Source organism: Blautia sp. AF26-2 (assembly GCF_003460955.1).
In the GTDB taxonomy this organism is placed as follows: Bacteria; Bacillota; Clostridia; order Lachnospirales; family Lachnospiraceae; genus Fusicatenibacter; species Fusicatenibacter saccharivorans.
Window position 1 is genome coordinate 156919 of the sequence record NZ_QTWD01000009.1, and the last position, 20741, is coordinate 177659.

Sequence of the window (20741 nt, forward strand, 5' to 3'; positions counted from 1 at the left end):
AGAAAGCAGGAATAGGAATGGAAAAACAGTTTCAGGAAGTATTTCCGGATTTGAGAATCGAAGGGGGCATGGCAGAGCTTCTCGATACCGTGGAGGTTTCGCGGGTATCGATCAATAAGAAAAAAGATCTGCTGCGGATCTATGTGGTCAGCCATCAGTGGATTCACAAAAAATATATTTATCAGCTGGAGCGCCAGATCGAGGAGCAGCTCTTTTCCAACGTGCCGCTGCGCGTGAAGATTATTGAGCGGTTCTATCTGTCGCGCCAGTATACGCCGGAAAACTTTCTGGAGGTGTACCGTCCGAGTATCCTGCTCGAGCTGAAAAACCACAGTGTCTTTCTGAATCATCTGTTTTCGACTGCCGAGATTACCTTCCCGGAGACGAACAAAATGCACCTGGTGCTCGTGGATTCCGTTGTGGCAAAGGAGCGCGAGGAGGAGCTGGTCCACATTCTCGAGAAAATCTTCTGTGAGCGGTGCGGCTTCGACCTGATCGTGGAAACCGAGATGAGAAAGCCGGAGGGCGAGAGCCGCGCCATGAGAAATTCCGAGCTCCGCATCCGGGAGGAAGTGCGCCACGTTCTGGCGCATACCCATTACGGTGAGATGCTCGGCGAAAAAGAGCAGAACCGGATGGAAGAGCAGGCGGAAGCAGCAGGCGAACAGCCAAAAGCAGCCGCAGCAGCCAAGGGCGGCGAGGCGAAAAAAGAAAAAGCAGCAGACGGCGGAAGGGGAAAAGGTTTTTCCGGCGGCGGACGCGGTTCCTTCAAGAAAGGCAAGGGCAGTTTCAGCCGGAATGCGGACAATCAGCCGCGCAAATCCTCCAATCCGGATGTGCTGTACGGAAGAGATTTCGAGGATGAGAGCGTGGAGATTCTGAAAATCGGCGATGAGATCGGTGATGTTGTCATCCGAGGAAGAGTCCAGAGTGTGGATATGCGCGAGATCCGGAATGAGCGTACGATTTTCATGTTCACGATCACCGACTTTACGGATACCATCGGCGTCAAGATTTTCGTCCAGAACGCGGAAGTGCCGGAATTAAAGGATGCGATCAAAAAAGGCGCGTTCATTAAAGTAAAAGGAAAAACGACGGTTGATGCATTTGACCACGATCTGACGGTTATGTCTGTCTGGGGCATCAAGAAGATCACCGATTTCCGTACCGGCCGTCAGGATACGAGTCCGGTGAAGCGTGTGGAGCTGCACTGTCATACAAAGATGAGCGATATGGACGGTGTCACCGATGCTGCCCGTCTGGTACAGCGTGCCTACGAGTGGGGCCATCCGGCGATCGCGATCACTGACCACGGCGTGGTGCAGTCCTTCCCGGAGGCAAACCATGCAATCGAGGCGATCGACGGCGCTTACCGGAAAAAATACCAGGCAGAGCACCCGGATGCGACAAAAGATGAGCTGAAAAAAGTTTCGGCTCCGTTCAAGGTCATCTACGGCATGGAGGCTTATCTCGTCGACGACTTGAAAGATATCGTTGTCAACAGCAAAGGACAGGACATCCACGGAAGCTACGTTGTGTTTGATATCGAGACGACGGGATTTTCCCCGGTTGTCAACAAAATCATCGAGATCGGCGCCGTCCGTGTGGAAAACGGAGCAATTGTCGATAAGTTTTCCACTTTCGTTAACCCGAAAGTCCCGATCCCGTTCCGGATTGAGAACCTGACCGGCATCAACGACAACATGGTTCTTGACGCGCCGGACATCGAAACGGTGCTGCCGAAATTCCTGGAGTTCAGTGAGGGAGCCGTTATGGTTGCCCACAATGCTTCGTTTGATATGAGCTTTATCGAGCACAACTGCGTCCTGCAGGGGATCGAGCGGGAATTTACAACGGCGGACACCGTCGCCATGGCGCGTTTCCTGCTGCCGGGCCTGAACCGTTTCAAGCTGGATACCGTTGCGAAGGCGGTCGGCGTATCGTTGGAAAACCATCACCGTGCGGTGGACGATGCCGGCTGTACGGCGGAAATTTTCGTGAAATTCGTAAAAATGCTGGAGGAGCGCAATATTCTGACTCTGGATGACCTGAATGCGCAGGGAAAAGTATCGGAGGAGGCTGTGCGCAAGCTTCCATCGTACCATGCGATCATTCTGGCAAAGAACGAGACGGGACGTGTCAATCTGTACCGCCTCGTGTCGGAATCCCACCTGAAATACTACAACCGCCGGCCGAAGCTGCCAAAGAGCGTCTACCTGAAATACCAGGACGGTCTGATGATCGGATCTGCCTGCGAGGCGGGCGAACTTTACCAGGCAATCCTGCGCGGTGAACCGGATGCGGCGATTGCGCGTCTCGTGGACTTCTACGATTATCTGGAAATCCAGCCGATCGGCAACAACGCGTTCATGATCAAAAAAGAGGACGTTTCTGCCGTAGAGAGCGAGGAGGATTTAAAGGAGATCAACAGGCGCATTGTTAAACTCGGCGAGCAGTTCCATAAGCCTGTTGTGGCAACGTGCGACGTCCACTTCATGGATCCGCAGGACGAGATCTACCGCCGCATCATCATGACCGGAAAAGGTTTTGATGACGCGGATGAGCAGGCACCGCTGTTCCTGCGCACCACCGAGGAGATGCTTGAAGAGTTTTCATATCTCGGAAGTGAGAAAGCGGAGGAGGTCGTCATCACCAATCCGCGCAAAATCTCCGACCTTGTCGAGAAAATCTCCCCGATCCGTGCCGGAAAATTCCCGCCGGTCATCGAAGATTCCGACAAGACACTGCGTAGAATCTGCTACGACCGCGCGCATGAAATCTACGGCGAGGAGCTGCCGGAGATCGTTTCCGCGCGCCTCGAGCGAGAGCTGAACTCCATTATTTCCAACGGATACGCCGTTATGTACATCATCGCACAGAAACTGGTGTGGAAGTCGAACGAGGACGGCTACCTCGTAGGATCGCGTGGTTCCGTCGGTTCCTCGTTCGTTGCGACGATGGCGGGAATCACGGAGGTAAACCCGTTGAGCCCGCATTACTACTGTGAATCGTGCCATTACAGCGAGTTCGATTCGCTGCGCGTCAAAGAGTACGTCGGCCGCGCCGGATGCGATATGCCGGACGCCGTCTGCCCGAACTGCGGCAAGCCGCTGAAAAAAGCGGGATTTGATATCCCGTTCGAGACGTTCCTTGGATTCAAGGGAAATAAAGAGCCGGATATCGACCTGAACTTCTCCGGTGATTACCAGAGTAAGGCGCACAAATACACAGAGGTTATTTTCGGCGCCGGTCAGACGTTCCGTGCGGGAACCATCGGTACGCTGGCGGATAAAACAGCGTTCGGTTACGTGAAGAACTATTACGAAGAGCGCGGCCAGCACAAACGGAACTGCGAGATCGACCGTATCGTGGAAGGATGCACCGGCATCCGCCGTACCACCGGCCAGCACCCGGGCGGTATCATCGTTCTGCCGTTCGGTGAGGATATCAACTCCTTCACCCCGGTGCAGCATCCGGCGAACGATATGACAACCGACATCATTACGACCCATTTCGATTACCACTCCATTGATGCCAACCTCTTAAAGCTCGACATTCTCGGACACGATGATCCGACCATGATCCGTATGCTCGAGGATATCACGCACCTTGATGCGCAGACGATTCCGCTCGATAACCCGGAGGTCATGTCGCTGTTCAAGAGCACCGAGGCGCTCGGCATCAAGCCGGAGGACATCGGCGGCTGCCCGCTTGGATGTCTTGGCGTGCCGGAGTTCGGTACCGATTTCGTTATCCAGATGCTTCTGGACACGAAGCCGCAGTCGTTCTCTGACCTGATCCGTATCTCTGGTCTGTCGCACGGAACCGACGTATGGCTCGGCAATGCGCAGACATTGATCGAGGAGGGCAAGGCGACGATTTCCACCGCCATCTGTACCCGGGACGATATCATGATCTACCTGATCGACAAGGGACTCGAAAGTGAGCTTTCCTTTACGATCATGGAGAGTGTGCGAAAAGGAAAGGGCTTAAAACCGGAGTGGGAAGAGGAGATGAAGGCACATGACGTGCCGGACTGGTACATCTGGTCATGTAAAAAGATCAAGTACATGTTCCCGAAAGCCCACGCGGCGGCGTACGTCATGATGGCGTACCGCATCGCTTACTATAAAATTTTCTATCCGCTGGCGTACTATGCGGCGTACTTCTCCATTCGTGCGTCCGCATTTTCCTACGAGCTCATGTGCATGGGACGCGACCGGCTGGAATATTATATGAAAGATTACGAAAAACGGAAAGACACGCTGACTCAGAAGGAGCAGGCAACCGTCAAGGATATGAAGATTGTCCAGGAAATGTACGCCCGCGGCTTCGATTTCGTGCCGGTGGACCTCTATAAGGCACAGGCGCACCGCTTCCAGGTCTACGATGACAAACATCTGATGCCGGCGCTCGACTCGATCGAGGGTCTGGGCGACAAGGCGGCCGACGCCGTTGTCCTTGCGGCACGAAACGGAAAATTCCTCTCGAAAGATGATTTCCGCGACCGCACCAAGGTCAGCAAGACGATTATCGACTTTATGGCGGACCTCGGTGTCTTCGGAGATCTGCCCGAAAGCAACCAGTTTTCGCTGTTCGACTATTAAAAGGAGCGTCCCCTTTCCGTTGCAATCCCGTGCGTCTTGGGGTATAATCAGACGTTGTGGAAAAGAACGAAAACGATTTAGATAAAATAAGGTGAAAAACATTGAGAAGAAGATTGGAACAACTGCTGAACGGCAGATTTGAATATGAGGTTCCCCATCTGCTGCTGTCCGAGACGGAGGTGGCCCTGACGCTGGACGAGGGGCAGAATTTCCGCGGAGAGCTGAATATCGGAGCGGAAGACGGGAGAAGAGTAAAAGGAATTGTGACCACAGATCATCAGAGAATCGTTCTGGCGAAAAATCAGTTCCAGGGAACGGCGAGTACGATTGAGTACGGCGTGGATACCAGCGGATTAAAAGCAGGCGATGAAATCTGTGGAAACATCACCGTCAGCAGCAATCTGGAGGAACGCTGCGTGCGGGTACACGTCTCGATTGCGGGAAAGACAATGAACATTTCCGGGCAGGAGATTCATTCCCTGGCAGATTTTGTGCATCTGGCAAGCCATGATTTCGGCGCAGCGTACCGCTTCTTTGTAAAAAAAGAGTTTGCACGTCTTCTTCAGAAAGAGGCACCGGAGCAGATGGCACTTTATCAGGGACTGTCCCACAAGCCGGTGACATTTCAGCACCTGGAGGAATTTCTGGTTGCCCTCGGTCAGAAAGAGCCGGTGATGCTTTCGGCGGAACAGCCGGAGAAAACTGTGCTTACCGTGGACCAGCCGCGCAAGGAAACACTGTATCTGTATAAAAATACCTGGGGCTACGTCCGCATGGAAATCGAGGTGCAGGGAGACTTTCTGGAAGTGGAAAAGAAAGTCGTCACTTCAGAAGATTTCATCGGAAGCGTCTACGGTGTGGAATACATTATCCATCAGGAGAAAATCGGAAACGGCCGCCATTACGGCAGAATTACGGTGCGTCAGGGAAAACAGGAGCTTCGCTTTGAACTGGAAGTGACAAACAGCGAAAAACATGTGACCAGCAGGAAAAATACGGAGCGCGACCGTCAGATAACTGCCATCGCGCGCGGCTATCTCGATCTGGCAGTCCATAAACGCGACTACCGTACCTGGTATCAGGACACCTGGGAGGCCATCGAGCAGTTCGAAAAAGCCGGCGGAGACATGGCGTGGGTGACGCTGGGAAAAGCATGGCTGTACGAGAGCCATGAGGAAACCGGAAAAGCAAGAGAAACGCTTTCTTACGTAAAAGAGCATCAGGAACTGCTGGACACCGCGGAGAAAAAAGGAGCGTACCTGTATCTGGCATGGAAGCTGAAAATGGAAGTGGGCCATACCGGGCTGGTATCACGCCTTGGAACACTGATGCGGCAGGAGAGTGCAAGCTATTTTCTGTTAAAGCTTGCCATTGATGCCGACGATTCCTGGCAGCAGTCGCTGACCCGTCAGCTCTACGCGATGGAACTTTGCTATGAGTGCGGGTGCAAGAGCCCGCTTCTGTATCTGGATGCGGCACAGCTCTATCTCCGCCAGGAGGGACAGCTCCGCCGGATTTCGCCGTTCACCGTTCAGGTGCTGAAATTTGCGCAGAAAGAAGGCATTTTAAGCGGGGAACTGTTAAAACGGGCCGCTTATCTTACAGAGACGATGAAAACGTTCGATGAGAATGTCTATCAGATTCTGACTGCGGGCTATGAGCGTTTTCCATCCGATGAAGTGCTCGAAGCCATCTGCAAACTGGTGATGAAGGGCCGCCCGGTGCGGAAGGAATATTTCCCGTGGTATGCAAAAGCCGTGGAGCGGAACATCCGCATCACGCGCCTGTACGAGTACTATATCGAAACGATGGATGCGTCGTTCGACGAGGTCCTTCCGCAGGTCATCCGGATGTATTTCTCCTACAGCAACACACTGGCAGGCCAGAAGAAAGCGCTGATCTACGCCAACGTGATCAAAAACCGCGAAAAAGACCGCCATACATTCCAGAGCTACCGCCCGGCGATGGAGGTTTTCACGGCAAGACAGATCCAGAAAGGCCGCATGAACCGCGAATACGCCGCACTGTACCGGACTTTTCTGAAAAAACCGGAAGATCCCGACAGCGCAAAAGCGATCGCAAATGTGCTGTTTACCCATCATGTAACGTGTGAAAATCCGAAAATCACGCGTGTGATCGTCTGCCATCCGGCGATGGCGGGCGAAACGTCCTATCCGATGACGGAACGGGGTGCTTATATCCGTCTGTACGGCAAAAAAGCGCGGATTCTTCTCGAAGATGAGCAGCGCAGAAGATATGCGGTGACAGAAACCTGCCGCATAGAGCCATTGTTTACGGATGAAGAGCTTGCCCGTGCCTGCGGCGGTTTTGCCATTGAAAATCCGGGTCTGCTGCTGCACCTGTGCGGGGAGCAGGAAGAGGAGATGCAGCTTACCGCAGAAAATCTTGCCTGGTATCAGCAGGCAGCGCGCACGAGCGCATTTTCCAGTGCTTACCGGAAAACAGTGCGTCAGAAACTGCTGGAATACTATCTTGCCCATCCGGATGAGCGTGAGACCGAGGCAGCTGTTGCAGAGCTGGAGGACAGCGCTTACGCAAAGGTGGACCGTATTTCTACGATCGAGCTTCTGGTACGCTACGGCTGTTACAGCCGCGCCTTTGCCCTGACGGATCGGTACGGCTACGAAAAGATCCCGGTGTCGTGTCTCTTCCGTCTGGCGCATGCGATGATTCTGGAAAAAGAGTTTACAGAGGACGAGGAGCTTCTCTATCTGGCATCCTACGTGGTAAAACAGGGCATTTACGATGAAATTGTATTGTGCTATCTGAGAGATTATTTCACCGGTTCTATTGAGGATATGTGCAGTTTATGGGATAAAATCCGCGGCTTTCAGATGGAGAGCGACAAGCTGGAGGAGCGCATTCTGACCTGGTCCGTCTTTGTGCGCAGCCACCCGAAGTGGGAGCAGGAAATGCTGGAGAGCTACATCCGCCAGAGCGGAAAAGAGCATGTCATTCTGGCATACCTGACGTATCTTGCGATCGGCTATTTTATGGACGGAAAACCGCTTTCGGATCAGATGTTTGACTACTTGGACCGCGCCTGGAAACAGGGCTGGGAGCTGGACGAGATCTGCCGTTTTGCGATGCTGAAACATCTTTCCACGAAGCCGCAGCTTTCTGAGGAGGAAGAAAAAGAGGCGCATACCCTGCTTCTGGCGTTTACGAAACAGGGACTCCGCTTTGCCTTCTACAAGGATCTGCCGGAGCACCTGACCGAAGGCTTCCAGATCGGCGACCGCATGTTCATCGAGGAGCGCCAGAGAGCGGAGGCAAAGGTGACGATTCATTACCGGACAAACGCCGAAGAAACATGGAAGAGCGAACCGATGCGCAATATGTATCAGGGCATTTTTGTGAAAGAGTTTCTGCTGTTCTACGGCGAGAAAATGGAGTATTACCTGACCTTTACGAACCGTCAGGGCGAGGGAAAAACAGAGGTGAAAACCGTCTCCATGACCGGCGAACCAAAAGCAGGAAAGACGCGGTACCAGCTTCTGAATCAGATGAAAGCAGCGCGCGCGGCAGGAGATTCGGAAAAAGCAGAAGAAGCATTCCAAAAGTATCTGCAGCAGGAGGCTCTGGTTCGGAACTGTTTTGCACTTGTGGATGAAAAGAAGCAGCAGGAGGATACGACATGGAACAGAAAAATTTAATTTTAGGATTTGATTTTGGAGAGAAATATTCCCAGTTCTGCTGCTATGACAGGGGAACCCATACGGCCGTCTCCATCCCGGTAAAAGAAGGAGAAGAGGCGGTGGAATTTCCGACCGCCATTGCCAAAAAACGGAATGAGGAAACGTGGAAAACAGGACCGGATGCAGAAAAATCTGCTCACGCGGAAAACGGCATCTGGCTGGACAATCTGTACGAGATCTGCATGGGATCCCGCATCTGCCAGATCGAAAACCGGGATTACACGCCGGGAGAAGTCCTTGGCACGTTCCTTCGCGAAGCACTGAAGATGATCGGCATCGAGCGCCCGGACCAGCAGATCCAGGCGATGATGATCACCACGGGCCATCTGACCCGTCCATTTGTGGAAAATGTGCGTGAAGCATACAAGATAATCGGACTTCCGCGCGGCAGAGCCTACCTGCAGGAGCATGACGAGAGCTTTTACTGCCATGTGCTGAACCAGAAGCCGGAGCTCTGGAGCCGTAAAGTCGGTCTGTTTTTCCTGAAAGATGAGGAAGCATCGTTTTCTGAACTTTCCATCAGCCGTAAAACGAAGCCGGCAACTGTGACCGTAAAACGGGGGCCAAAAGCCGCACTTTCGATCGAGCCGATGGAGCGCGACCGCGATTTCTGCCATCTGATGGGAGAAGCGATGGGGAATGAAATTTATTCCAGCGTATTTCTGGTGAGCGAGGAGTTCGACCTTGCCTGGGCCGACAACTCTCTGCGTCAGTTAAAGAAAAACCAGAGAAGAATCTTCGGCGGAACGAACCTGTTTGCACAGGGCGCCTGCTTTTCCGCGCGCGAAAAAGTGGAGGAGCGCCGCTTAAAGGGCTATCTCTTCCTCGGAAATGACCTCGTGCGCTACAACATCGGCATGGAGATGATGATCAATGGTTCTCCGGCATACTATGCGCTGATTGCAGCCGGTGTGAACTGGTATGAAGCAGAAAAAGAATGTGAGCTGATCCTCGACGGAACAGAGGAGCTGGAATTTGTTGTGAGCTCCATGGAAAGCGGAAAACGAAACCGCTATACCATGAAGCTGGACGGGCTGCCCAAACGGCCGCCGAAGACAACACGGATCCGGCTGCGTCTGGAGTATGATTCTCCGGTTACGTGTCAGATCACCGCAGAGGATTTGGGTTTTGGCGATATGTTCCCGGCAAGCCACAAAACCTGGCACGAGACGATGGGGGAGGTGTAAACGATGAGCGGTTATATTTTATGTCAGGTCAAACGGGCGAAAAATCCGTATTATATTTCCAACATCAGCACAAATATTTATTCCATCGAGGAACTGTGCTATTATCTGTACCACAACATCTATCTGCTGGACGAGACCATCATTAACGAGCAGCTGCTGGTGTGGATGAAAGAAGAACTCCACTTAAGAAGACTGTACCAGCGTCTCTACGTCCTTCTGGAGGAGAAAAAGAACATCGGTGAGTTTATCCTGCCGATCTTCAAGGAGATCAATTATCTTTCCCACGATCAGTTCCGTGAGATGAATGAGCGCCTGAAACGGTTCGAGGAGCAGCCGGAGATTGTGCGGAAAAAAATCAAGGGAGATTACCTTGTCGACCACGAAAAATATATCAATGCGATCCAGGTTTACCAGGAAACGCTGAAAGATACCGAGGAAAACGAAACCAACATGGGAAGCCAGTTCACCGGAAGTATTTACAACAACATGGGCTGTGCCTACGCAAGTCTGTTCCAGATGAATGAAGCACTTACGTGCTTTCAGAAAGCAAATGAAGAGCTGCACACGAAAGCATCGTTAAAGAGCTGGCTGTTTGCGGTCTACATGAGCAAAGGACAGGACGCCTATGAGCAGATGTGCACCGAGCGGAAAGTGGATGCCGAGACGAAACGGGAGATGGACCGCCAGATCACCGAGGCAATGCAGGTCGAGCTCCCGCGCGATCTGGACGAAGCTCTTGCGGCGTGGACACGGGAATATCATAAAAATACCGGACTTTGAACAAAAAGAGCGAAAAAATTACTTGACAGCAAAAAAGAATGGGACTATAATACAGCCCATAAGAAAAAATAAATACTTTGAAACCGATGAAGTGGAGATAACGTTGGAAGCGCACTCACAGAGAGCCCGGGCAGGTGGAAGCCGGACAGAAAGCGGATCAGCAAATGGACCACGGAGGGTACAGGGAAAAGCGGGAAACCGTCTGAGTATTCTGTAACGTGCAGGCATACGTTAGTTGCCAGGAATATGATCGTATTCTGCAGAGCGTGTGAGCAATCGCAAAACAAGGTGGCACCACGAGTATAAAAATATACCCGCCCTTGGCAAAGAACAAAGTGATTCTTTGCCGGGGGCGGTTTTTTGTATATCAGAAATTGGTTCTGAGGACCAGTGTTGATGACAGCCTTTGCAGACACAAGGAGAGGAGATAACAAGATGAAACAGATGACGTTAGAAGAAATTTCAAAAGCAGCCGCATCGGGAGCTTTTCGGAAAATCCCGGTAAGCAGAGAAATTTATTCGGATATCCGTACACCAGTAGAAACACTGAAAGTCCTGCAGGGCGTCAGCAGCCACTGCTACATGCTCGAAAGCGTGGAGGATAAAAAACAGTGGGGAAGATACACCTTCCTCGGCTACGATCCGTTGCTGGAACTCACCTGTGTCAACGGAAACCTGACAATCACCGCCGATGCGGCAGAGATGGAAAAAGTAGAAGATATTCCAGAAAGCCGCAAAGAACAGCTTCCGACCGGACAGATCCGGCTGACCGCAAAGACAGCCCATCCGGGAGCCGTCATCAAAACCCTGATTGAGAAAAATAAAAGTCCGAAGATCGCGACACTGCCGACCTTCACTGGCGGCCTCGTCGGATACTTCTCTTACGATTACATCAAGTACAGCGAGCCGATCTTAAAGCTGGACGCAGAAGATCAGGAACATTTCAAAGATGTCGACCTGATGCTGTTCGATAAGGTCATCGCCTATGATAATTACCGTCAGAAAATCGTACTGATGATTAATATCGAAACCGAAAATCTCGAAGAAAATTACGAAAAAGCCGTACAGGAACTCGAAAAAATGGAAGAGCTGATCCGCTTCGGAAAACCGGCCGAGACGAAAGCCGGCCACCTGAAATCCGAGTTCCGCCCGCTCTTCGATGAGAAAGCGTACTGTGAGAAAGTCGAGCAGGTCAAACATTATATCCACGAGGGAGACCTCTTCCAGCTCGTTCTCTCCAACCGGCTCGAAGCTGATTTTGAGGGAAGCCTCCTCGATACGTATCGCGTTCTCCGCACGACGAATCCGTCGCCGTACATGTTCTACTTCTCGAGTGATGATGTCGAGATCGCCGGTGCATCCCCGGAAACTCTCGTAAAAGTCGAGGACGGAGAGGTCCGGACCTTCCCGCTTGCCGGAACGCGGCCGAGAGGAAAGAGCTATGAAGAAGACCAGCGGCTGGAAAAAGAACTCCTCGCCGATGAAAAAGAGCGTGCCGAGCACAACATGCTGGTTGATCTGGGAAGAAACGATCTCGGAAAGATCTGTGATTTCGGAACCGTGGAAGTAGAAAAATACATGTCAATCGAGCGTTACTCCCACGTCATGCACATCGGTTCCACTGTAAAAGGACAGCTTCGGAAAGACAAGACCGCAGTCGATGCCATCGATTCCGTTCTCCCGGCCGGAACCCTCTCCGGTGCACCAAAGCTCCGTGCCTGTCAGATCATCAACGAGCTGGAAAACAACAAGCGCGGCATTTACGGCGGTGCGATCGGCTATCTGGATTTCACCGGAAATATGGACACCTGCATTGCAATCCGGCTTGCGTTTAAGAAAAACGGAAAAGTGTTCGTCCGCTCCGGTGCCGGCATTGTAGCCGACAGCGTACCAGAAAAAGAGCATCAGGAATGCATCAACAAAGCAAAGGCCGTGATGGTCGCACTTGCGGAGGCAGAAGGAGGAAGCAACTTATGATACTGCTGGTAGATAATTATGACAGTTTTTCCTATAACCTGTATCAGCTCGCCGGTTCGATCAATCCGGACATGAAGGTCATCCGGAACGACGAGATGACGATCGACGAAATCTGCGCACTGGCACCGGCATCCATCATTTTATCTCCCGGACCGGGCCGTCCGGAGCAGGCAGGCCGATGCATGGAGATTGTAGAAAAATTAGGCGGCGAGATCCCGATCCTCGGTGTCTGCCTCGGCCATCAGGCAATCTGTGCCGCGTACGGCGCGACCGTCACCTATGCGAAACAGCTGATGCATGGCAAACAGTCCGAGACAACGCTGGATCTTACCTCGGAATTATTCCAGGGGCTGCCGGAAACTGTTCCGGTTGCAAGATATCATTCCCTCGCAGCTGATGAAGCGACACTGCCGGAAACCTTAAAGGTAACGGCAAGAACTGCAGACGGCGAGGTCATGGCAGTCGAGGACAGTGAGAAAAAGATCTACGGAGTCCAGTTCCATCCGGAATCCATTCTGACCCCGCAGGGCAGACAGATGGTAGAAAACTTCTTAAAAATTACAAGATAGATCACAGGACAGCCAAGAAAGAGAGGAACAGAATATGATTCGGGAAGCGATTGTAAAACTGGTAAATAAAGAGAACTTAACCTACGAGATGGCAGAGGGCGCCATGGATGAAATCATGGGAGGAAAAGCCGATCCGATCCAGATCAGCGCATTTTTAACTGCCATGACGATGAAAGGCGAGACAATCGAAGAGATCACCGCATGTGCCAACGGCATGAGAAAGCACGGTGTTCACATGGAACATGACAAGGATGTTCTGGAAATCGTCGGAACCGGCGGAGATAAATCCAATTCCTTCAACATCTCCACAACAGCATCCCTTGTGATCTCTGCAGGCGGCGTCGCAGTTGCAAAACACGGAAACCGCGCCGCATCGAGCAAATCCGGCGCAGCCGACTGTCTCGAAGCGCTCGGCGTCAAAATCGACCTGGAGCCGGAGAAAAACAAAGAAGTTCTGGAAAAACTTGGAATCTGTTTCCTGTTCGCACAGAAATACCACATGTCCATGAAATACGTGGCACCGGTCCGCAAGCTGCTCGGCATCCGGACCATTTTCAACATCCTCGGACCGCTGACCAACCCGGCAGCAGCCACGATGCAGGTGATGGGGGTCTACGAGGAAGCACTTGTCCGCCCGATGGCAGAAGTTCTCTCCAATCTTGGTGTCAAACGCGGCATGGTTGTCTACGGCCAGGACTGCCTCGATGAAATTTCCTTAAGCGCACCGACAAGCGTCTGCGAGATCAAGGACGGAACGTTTGAGGAATACGTCATCACACCGGAAGAGTTCGGCATGACCCGCTGCACCAAAGAAGAACTGGTCGGCGGAACTCCGCAGGAGAATGCTGAAATTACGAAAGAAATTCTTGCAGGAAAGAAAGGCCCGGCAAGAGACGCTGTTGTCCTGAATGCCGCCGCAGCCCTTCATGCAGTAAAAGAAATCCCGATGCAGGATGCTGTAAAACTGGCAGAGGAGCTGATCGACAGCGGAAAAGCACAGAAAAAACTCGAAGAGTTTGTGTCACTCACCAACAAATTGGCAGAAAAGGAATAAACATATGATACTGGAAACGATTGCAGAAGCCACAAGAAAACGTGTCGCTGCAGAAAAAGAGAAGTGTTCTCTTGCAGAAATGAAAGAAAAGGCAACGGCGATGAACCCGGACACCGGATTCCCGTTTGAACAGGCGCTGAAAAAGCCGGGCATGTCCTTTATCTGCGAGGTAAAAAAAGCCTCCCCATCGAAGGGCATCATCGCAGAAGATTTCCCCTATCTGGAGATCGCAAAGGAATATGAAGCGGCCGGTGCCTCCGCCATTTCCTGCCTGACCGAGCCGGAATACTTCAAAGGCGACAAGCGTTACTTAAAAAAAATTGCAGAAACCGTATCCATCCCGGTTCTGCGGAAAGATTTTACCGTGGATCCCTATATGATCTACGAGGCAAAGGTGCTCGGAGCCACCGCTGTCCTTCTGATCTGTGCGCTGCTGCCGGAGGAAACCTTAAAAGAATATCTGGAAACAGCGCATTCCCTCGGCCTTTCCGCTCTTGTGGAAGCCCACGATGAGGCGGAGGTTGCACAGGCCATGCGCGCCGGAGCAAGGATCATCGGCGTCAACAACCGCAACTTAAAAGATTTCACGGTCGATATCCACAACAGTGAGCGGCTGCGGGAGCTTGTCCCGGAAAACATTGTTTTCGTATCCGAGAGCGGCATCAAAACGCCGGAGGATGTCGGAAGACTGTATCAGAATAAAACCGATGCCGTTCTGATCGGCGAAACGCTGATGCGGAGCAGCAACAAAAAAGCAGAGCTTGAAAAACTCTCTTCAATGTGTTAAAGTGGTAACGTAAGTGCGCAAAACAAAACAGAGCGCACGGGGAGTCAAACGTTATGGAAGAACAGACCAGAATCAAAATCTGCGGGCTCACACGGCTGGAAGACATCGATGCGGTGAATGAGCTGAAGCCCGAATATGTCGGCTTTGTCTTTGCAAAAAGCCGCAGACAGATTACAAAAGAACATGCCGTGACGCTGCGGCGCTATCTGGATCCCGAAATCCAGGCGGTCGGCGTCTTTGTGAACGAGCTTCCGGCGATTGTCGCAGGATACCTCGAAGAGGGCGTCATCGATCTGGCACAGCTCCACGGAAATGAGAGTGAAGAATATATCCATTCGCTCCGGTTCCGCACCGGCGGGGAACTGATCAAGGCATTTTCCATCAAAACCAGGGAGGACGTCGAAAAGGCGAAAAAAAGCAGCGCCGATTACATCCTTCTCGACCACGGAAAAGGCGGTACCGGCGAATCGTTCGACTGGTCACTGATCAGAAACATGGACCGCCCGTATTTCCTTGCGGGAGGCCTGAACGCCGAAAATGTGGAACAGGCGATTTTACAGACACATCCCTTCGCCGTCGACATCAGCAGCGGTGTCGAGACAGACGGCGTAAAGGACCCGAAAAAAATCACAGAATGCATAAGGAGGATAAGACATGTCTGACGGAAGATTTGGTATTCACGGAGGCCAGTACATACCGGAAACTCTGATGAATGAAATTATCAATTTGGAAAAACAGTACAATTATTATAAAAACGATCCGGAGTTCTGCCAGGAACTCGATGACCTGCTGAAAAATTACGCGGGCCGCCCGTCCCTTCTCTACTACGCAGAGAAAATGACAAAGGATCTCGGCGGAGCAAAAATTTACCTCAAACGAGAGGATCTGAACCACACCGGAGCCCACAAAATCAACAACGTGCTCGGACAGTGCCTCCTCGCAAAAAGAATGGGAAAAACCCGTGTCATCGCAGAGACCGGAGCCGGCCAGCACGGTGTGGCAACCGCAACGGCAGCAGCGCTGATGGGACTTGAGTGTGAGATCTTCATGGGAAAAGAAGACACCGACCGTCAGGCCCTCAATGTATACCGGATGGAGCTTCTCGGTGCAAAAGTAAATGCCGTTACTACCGGAACTATGACCTTAAAAGATGCCGTCAATGAGGCGATGCGCGAGTGGGTATCACGTGTCGATGACACCCACTACGTTCTCGGTTCCGTTATGGGCCCGCATCCGTTCCCGACCATCGTCCGCGATTTCCAGGCTGTCATCAGCAAAGAGGCAAGAGAGCAGATCCTCGAAAAAGAAGGAAAACTCCCGAAAGCCGTCATGGCATGCGTCGGCGGCGGAAGCAATGCGATGGGTATGTTCTATAACTTCATCAATGACAAAAATGTCCGCCTGATTGGATGCGAGGCAGCAGGACGCGGCGTCAACACCGCAGAGACTGCAGCAACCATTGCAACCGGAACACTCGGCGTCTTCCACGGTATGAAATCCTACTTCTGTCAGGATAAATATGGTCAGATCGCACCGGTTTACTCGATTTCCGCAGGCCTTGACTACCCGGGCATTGGACCGGAGCATGCATATCTGCATGACATCGGCCGCGCCGAATACGTTCCGGTAACGGACGATGAGGCAGTAGAAGCTTTTGAATACCTCGCAAGAACCGAGGGTATCATCTGTGCGATTGAGAGTGCCCATGCAGTAGCCCATGCGATGAAGATCGCAAAAGAATTTGATCCGGAAGACTCCATCATCATCTGCCTGTCCGGACGCGGAGACAAAGACGTAGCAGCCATTGCAAGATACAGAGGGAGGGACCTTCATGAGTAAAGTAACAGAAGCATTTTCAAACAGCAAAGCATTCATTCCGTTTCTGACAGCCGGAGACCCGAACATTGAAAAAACAGAGAATTATATTCTGGAGCTCGAAAAAGCAGGCGCAGACCTGATCGAGATCGGAATCCCGTTTTCCGATCCGATCGCCGAGGGCGTTGTCATCCAGGAGGCAGACCTCCGTTCCTTAAAAGCCGGAACCACCACCGATAAAATTTTCGATATGGTAGCCTCCGTGCGCAAAAAAACAGACATTCCGCTGGTGTTTATGACCTACTTAAACCCGGTGTTCCATTACGGATACGAGCCGTTCTTTACAAAATGCGAGGAAGTCGGCATCAATGGCATCATCATCCCGGATATGCCGTATGAGGAAAAAGGCGAATTAAACGATATTGCGCGCAGCCATCAGGTAGATGTCATTTCCCTGATTGCGCCGACGTCTGAGCAGCGCATCCAGAAAATTGCCGCAGACGCCGAAGGTTTTATCTACCTCGTATCGTCTCTGGGCGTTACCGGTGTCAGAAGCGAGATCAAGACAGACCTCGATTCCATGATCGCCGCAATCCGCAAAGTAACTGATATTCCGGTAGCCGTAGGCTTCGGCATCAACACGACCGATCAGGCGGCCAACATTGCCAAAATTGCGGACGGTGTCATCGTCGGAAGCGCTATCGTCAAAATGATTGCGAAGTACGGCACTCATGCGGAGCAGCACATCTATACGTATGTCCGCATGATGAAGGAAGCTGTCATGACAGCAAATAAATAAAACCCGCGTCATTGCGTGTTTGAAAAAACTGTGTTAAGATGAGAGCGTGTCTGAAACAAACCGTTTTGGACACGCTTTTTCAACGTAAAATACCTGACCGGCTTTCGAAAAAGCCGGATAGAATATGGAGGAAAAACGTGTTAGATGTATGTTTACTGGGAACAGGCGGTATGATGCCTCTGCCAGGCAGACGCCTGACCGCCCTGATGACCCGATACAACGGAAGCAGCCTTCTGATCGACTGCGGCGAGGGAACCCAGGTTGCCATCAAGGAAAAAGGCTGGACCTTTAAGCCGATTGATGCCATCTGCTTCACCCATTACCACGCAGACCACATCAGCGGCCTTCCAGGACTTCTCCTGACGATGGGAAACACTGACCGGAGAGAACCGCTGACCATGATCGGCCCAAAAGGCCTGGAGCGCGTCGTCAATTCACTGCGTGTCATCTGCCCGGAGCTGCCGTTCCCGATTGTATTTCACGAGGTGACAGCGCCGGAGGAAGTGATCGAGATGAACGGCTACAAAATCACAGCCTTCCGCGTGCAGCACAATATCACCTGCTACGGCTATTCGCTGGAGATCTCCCGCAAGGGAAAATTCGATGTGGAGCGCGCTAAAGCACAGGAAATTCCGATTAAATGCTGGAATCCGCTGCAGAAAGGCGAGACTGTCACCCTGGATGGAAAGACGTATACGCCGGACATGGTCCTCGGCCCTGCCAGAAAAGGACTGAAGGTGACCTACTGCACCGATACCCGCCCGATTCCGTCGATCTCCGAACATGCGAAAGGCTCCGACCTTTTCATCTGCGAGGGAATGTACGGCGAGCCGGAAAAACAGGCAAAAGCAAAAGAATTTAAGCATATGACCTTCTACGAGGCGGCAAAACTGGCAAAAGATGCCGAGGCTGCCGAAATGTGGCTGACCCACTTTTCCCCGTCGCTCGTCGGCCCGCAGCGGTACATGGATGAGGTACAGAAGATTTTCCCGGCCGCAGAGCTTGGAAAAGACGGAAGATCAGTAGAACTGTTATTTGAAGAGGAAACGAAAAATGAGTGAAAAAGATACCCTGATTCTTGCAATTGAGAGCTCCTGCGATGAAACCGCAGCCTCCGTCGTGAAAAACGGAAGATGTGTGCTGTCTAACATTATTTCATCCCAGATCGCCATCCATACCCTGTATGGCGGCGTTGTGCCGGAAATTGCATCCAGAAAACATATCGAAAAAATCAACCAGGTTGTAGAAGCGGCCTTAAAAGAAGCCGATGTCACTCTGGATGATATCAATGCGATCGGTGTTACGTACGGCCCTGGCCTTGTCGGCGCACTTCTCGTCGGCGTGGCAGAGGCAAAAGCGATCGCCTATGCAAAAAAGAAACCGCTGGTCGGCGTTCACCATATTGAAGGCCACGTCTCGGCGAACTATATCGAACACCCGGATCTGGAGCCGCCGTTCCTGTGTGAAATCATCTCCGGAGGCCATACCCATCTTGTCATTGTAAAAGATTACGGTTCTTTCGAAATCCTCGGAAGAACGAGAGACGACGCAGCCGGAGAAGCCTTCGACAAGGTAGCCCGTGCCATCGGACTCGGCTATCCGGGCGGACCGAAGATCGACAAGCTGGCAAAAGAAGGAAACCCGCACGCCATCGACTTCCCGCGTGCCCACATGGAGGATGCGCCGTATGACTTCAGCTTCAGCGGCGTAAAATCTGCCGTTTTAAACCATCTGAACAAATGCCGGATGACAGGCGAACCAATTGTCGAAGCAGACATCGCTGCGTCCTTCCAGCAGGCCGTTGTGGACGTTCTGGTGGATAATGCCATCCGTGCGGCCAAAGATTACCATATGGACCGTCTGGCGATCGCCGGCGGCGTTGCATCGAACGGGGCACTCCGCGCGGCGATGGAAGCAGCATGTGAAAAAGAGGGCATCCGCTTTTACCGTCCGTCCCCGATCTTCTGTACCGACAATGCGGCCATGATCGGTGTGGCAGCTTACTACGAGTACCAGAAGGGAACCCGCCACGGCTGGGACCTGAATGCCGTACCGAACCTGAAGCTTGGAGAACGATAAGAAAAAGAAACTTCCGCAGCAGAACGGAGAAGAGAGATCTGCTGCGGAGTTTTTGCATTTGTAGAAAACGGAGGAAAAGATGAGCGAGAAGAAAGAAAAATACACTGCGGTTGTCCTGGCAGCCGGAAAGGGAACCCGGATGGGCGGAAGCGTAGCAAAACAGTTTCTGGAAATCGGAGGAAAACCAGTCGTGGTTTACGCGCTGGAGGTTTTTGAACATTCGCCGGAGATTGACCAGATCATTCTTGTGACAGGTGCGGATAAAATAGAATACTGTCAGAAAGAGATTATCGAAAAATATGGAATTAAGAAAACTGTTTCCGTATGCGCAGGCGGAAGGGAACGGTATGAATCTGTCTGGAAAGCATTGCAGACGCTGAAAAGCCTGGAAAGCGAACAGGAGCAGAAGACCGATTACGTTCTGATTCACGATGGCGCCCGCCCGTTTTTAAACCAGGAAATGCTGGAACGTCTCTGCGCATGTGTAAAAGAAGAAAAAGCCTGTGTCCTTGGCATGCCGGTCAAGGATACCATCAAGCTTACCGATGAAAACGGAAAAATCAGGGAAAGCCCGCGAAGAGATCTCGTATGGCAGGCACAGACCCCGCAGGCCTTTGCAGCAGAGCTTCTGTTTCCGGCATTCGAAAAACTGATGCAGCATTCCACAGAAGGAATCACCGACGATGCCATGGTTGTGGAGCAGGAGATGGGAATCGCATCAGTGATGGTAAAAGGCGGCTATGAAAATATAAAAATCACAACACCGGAGGATCTGCTCGTTGCAGAGAGCTTTCTGGCAGAAAAATAGAAAAAAGCAAAATACAGAAAGCAAACTATAAATAGATAAAAACAAATGTGTGAATTGCAAAACAGGGAAAAACAGCGAAAACGAAAAAGAAATTGAAAAAAATGTAAAAAAAATTCAAAAAAGTGGTTGACATTCTGAAACACTGCTGATATAATAACGAATGTCGCTGAGCGAGAGAGATAAAAACGCAAAGCTGACAAGCCAAAAACTGAGATGATTTCGGGAGTTACCGAGATTTGAATTCACACACGGAGAGGTATCGAAGCGGTCATAACGAGGCGGTCTTGAAAACCGTTTGTCCGAAAGGGCGCGTGGGTTCGAATCCCACCCTCTCCGCTCAAAACTCAGTTAATTGAATATCTGATTATGAATCAGGCAAACTATGGAGAAGTACCCAAGCTGGCTGAAGGGGCTCCCCTGGAAAGGGAGTAGGTCGTTAATAGCGGCGCGAGGGTTCAAATCCCTCCTTCTCCGCTCGGCTTTGAAAAAAGTTGAAAAAAGTTCTTGACAAATGCAAATGAGTTTGATAAAATAAACGAGTTGCTGATCGAGAGAACAGC

14 protein-coding genes and 2 tRNA genes are annotated in these 20741 nt (G+C 51.6%); all 16 read left to right on the forward strand.

What is annotated here, in order from left to right; all coding sequences use genetic code 11:
* Positions 1-17 precede the first annotated feature (17 nt).
* The 16 genes from DWY63_RS13065 (at position 18) to DWY63_RS13140 (ending at position 20655) form a co-directional block, all read left to right on the forward strand.
* Positions 18-4607: a PolC-type DNA polymerase III gene (locus DWY63_RS13065; RefSeq protein WP_117802384.1), complete on the forward strand. Its 4590-nt coding sequence runs from the start codon at positions 18-20 to the stop codon at positions 4605-4607.
* A 101-nt stretch (positions 4608-4708) separates the two neighbouring features.
* Positions 4709-8284: a DUF5717 family protein gene (locus DWY63_RS13070; protein WP_147343073.1), complete on the forward strand. Its 3576-nt coding sequence runs from the start codon at positions 4709-4711 to the stop codon at positions 8282-8284.
* Positions 8266-9513, forward strand: a complete 1248-nt coding sequence (locus tag DWY63_RS13075; RefSeq protein WP_117802386.1) for a DUF5716 family protein — start codon at positions 8266-8268, stop codon at positions 9511-9513. Before DWY63_RS13070 ends, DWY63_RS13075 begins: the two co-directional genes overlap by 19 nt.
* A 3-nt stretch (positions 9514-9516) precedes the next feature.
* Positions 9517-10293 carry a hypothetical protein gene (locus DWY63_RS13080; RefSeq protein WP_022462659.1) on the forward strand — a complete coding sequence of 259 codons (777 nt, stop codon included), beginning with the start codon at positions 9517-9519 and terminating at the stop codon, positions 10291-10293.
* A gap of 435 nt (positions 10294-10728) precedes the next feature.
* Entirely contained in the window at positions 10729-12270 is a 1542-nt protein-coding gene (gene trpE / locus DWY63_RS13085) for an anthranilate synthase component I (RefSeq protein WP_117802387.1), read from the forward strand.
* On the forward strand, positions 12267-12839 hold the full coding sequence (locus DWY63_RS13090; protein ID WP_022462657.1) for an anthranilate synthase component II: 573 nt from the start codon (positions 12267-12269) through the stop codon (positions 12837-12839). Before trpE ends, DWY63_RS13090 begins: the two co-directional genes overlap by 4 nt.
* 34 nt (positions 12840-12873) lie before the next feature.
* On the forward strand, positions 12874-13893 hold the full coding sequence (gene trpD / locus DWY63_RS13095) for an anthranilate phosphoribosyltransferase (protein ID WP_117802388.1): 1020 nt from the start codon (positions 12874-12876) through the stop codon (positions 13891-13893).
* Between the two features lie 4 nt (positions 13894-13897).
* A complete protein-coding gene (trpC, locus tag DWY63_RS13100) occupies positions 13898-14680 on the forward strand; it encodes an indole-3-glycerol phosphate synthase TrpC (RefSeq protein WP_055267930.1) in 783 nt (260 codons plus the stop codon).
* 53 nt (positions 14681-14733) lie between these two features.
* Positions 14734-15342, forward strand: a complete 609-nt coding sequence (locus DWY63_RS13105; RefSeq protein WP_055228636.1) for a phosphoribosylanthranilate isomerase — start codon at positions 14734-14736, stop codon at positions 15340-15342.
* Complete coding sequence (gene trpB / locus DWY63_RS13110) at positions 15335-16519, forward strand: tryptophan synthase subunit beta (protein ID WP_022462653.1); 1185 nt, start codon at positions 15335-15337, stop codon at positions 16517-16519. The genes DWY63_RS13105 and trpB overlap by 8 nt, the downstream gene beginning before the upstream one ends.
* Positions 16512-17294 (forward strand): tryptophan synthase subunit alpha, encoded by a 783-nt coding sequence (gene trpA / locus DWY63_RS13115; protein WP_055219903.1) that lies wholly within the window; start codon positions 16512-16514, stop codon positions 17292-17294. Before trpB ends, trpA begins: the two co-directional genes overlap by 8 nt.
* Positions 17295-17431: 137 nt before the next feature.
* A complete protein-coding gene (locus DWY63_RS13120; RefSeq protein ID WP_022462651.1) occupies positions 17432-18355 on the forward strand; it encodes a ribonuclease Z in 924 nt (307 codons plus the stop codon).
* Entirely contained in the window at positions 18348-19373 is a 1026-nt protein-coding gene (tsaD, locus tag DWY63_RS13125; RefSeq protein ID WP_117802389.1) for a tRNA (adenosine(37)-N6)-threonylcarbamoyltransferase complex transferase subunit TsaD, read from the forward strand. The genes DWY63_RS13120 and tsaD overlap by 8 nt, the downstream gene beginning before the upstream one ends.
* A 79-nt stretch (positions 19374-19452) precedes the next feature.
* Positions 19453-20181, forward strand: coding sequence for a 2-C-methyl-D-erythritol 4-phosphate cytidylyltransferase (gene ispD, locus DWY63_RS13130; protein ID WP_117802390.1), 729 nt, complete (start codon positions 19453-19455; stop codon positions 20179-20181).
* Positions 20182-20431: 250 nt separating this feature from the next.
* Positions 20432-20517, forward strand: a tRNA-Ser gene (locus DWY63_RS13135).
* Between the two features lie 48 nt (positions 20518-20565).
* Positions 20566-20655: transfer RNA gene (locus tag DWY63_RS13140), tRNA-Ser, on the forward strand.
* The last annotated feature ends 86 nt before the right edge of the window (positions 20656-20741 follow it).

Bases quoted from the DNA above. Each gene is read 5' to 3' on its own strand.
- trpE (WP_117802387.1), top strand. From the start codon at position 10,729: ATGAAACAGATGACGTTAGAAGAAATTTCAAAAGCAGCCGCATCGGGA.
- tsaD (WP_117802389.1), top strand. From the start codon at position 18,348: ATGAGTGAAAAAGATACCCTGATTCTTGCAATTGAGAGCTCCTGCGAT.
- DWY63_RS13075 (WP_117802386.1), top strand. From the start codon at position 8,266: ATGGAACAGAAAAATTTAATTTTAGGATTTGATTTTGGAGAGAAATAT.
- DWY63_RS13080 (WP_022462659.1), top strand. From the start codon at position 9,517: ATGAGCGGTTATATTTTATGTCAGGTCAAACGGGCGAAAAATCCGTAT.
- trpD (WP_117802388.1), top strand. From the start codon at position 12,874: ATGATTCGGGAAGCGATTGTAAAACTGGTAAATAAAGAGAACTTAACC.
- ispD (WP_117802390.1), top strand. From the start codon at position 19,453: ATGAGCGAGAAGAAAGAAAAATACACTGCGGTTGTCCTGGCAGCCGGA.
- DWY63_RS13065 (WP_117802384.1), top strand. From the start codon at position 18: ATGGAAAAACAGTTTCAGGAAGTATTTCCGGATTTGAGAATCGAAGGG.
- trpB (WP_022462653.1), top strand. From the start codon at position 15,335: ATGTCTGACGGAAGATTTGGTATTCACGGAGGCCAGTACATACCGGAA.
- trpC (WP_055267930.1), top strand. From the start codon at position 13,898: ATGATACTGGAAACGATTGCAGAAGCCACAAGAAAACGTGTCGCTGCA.
- DWY63_RS13090 (WP_022462657.1), top strand. From the start codon at position 12,267: ATGATACTGCTGGTAGATAATTATGACAGTTTTTCCTATAACCTGTAT.
- trpA (WP_055219903.1), top strand. From the start codon at position 16,512: ATGAGTAAAGTAACAGAAGCATTTTCAAACAGCAAAGCATTCATTCCG.
- DWY63_RS13105 (WP_055228636.1), top strand. From the start codon at position 14,734: ATGGAAGAACAGACCAGAATCAAAATCTGCGGGCTCACACGGCTGGAA.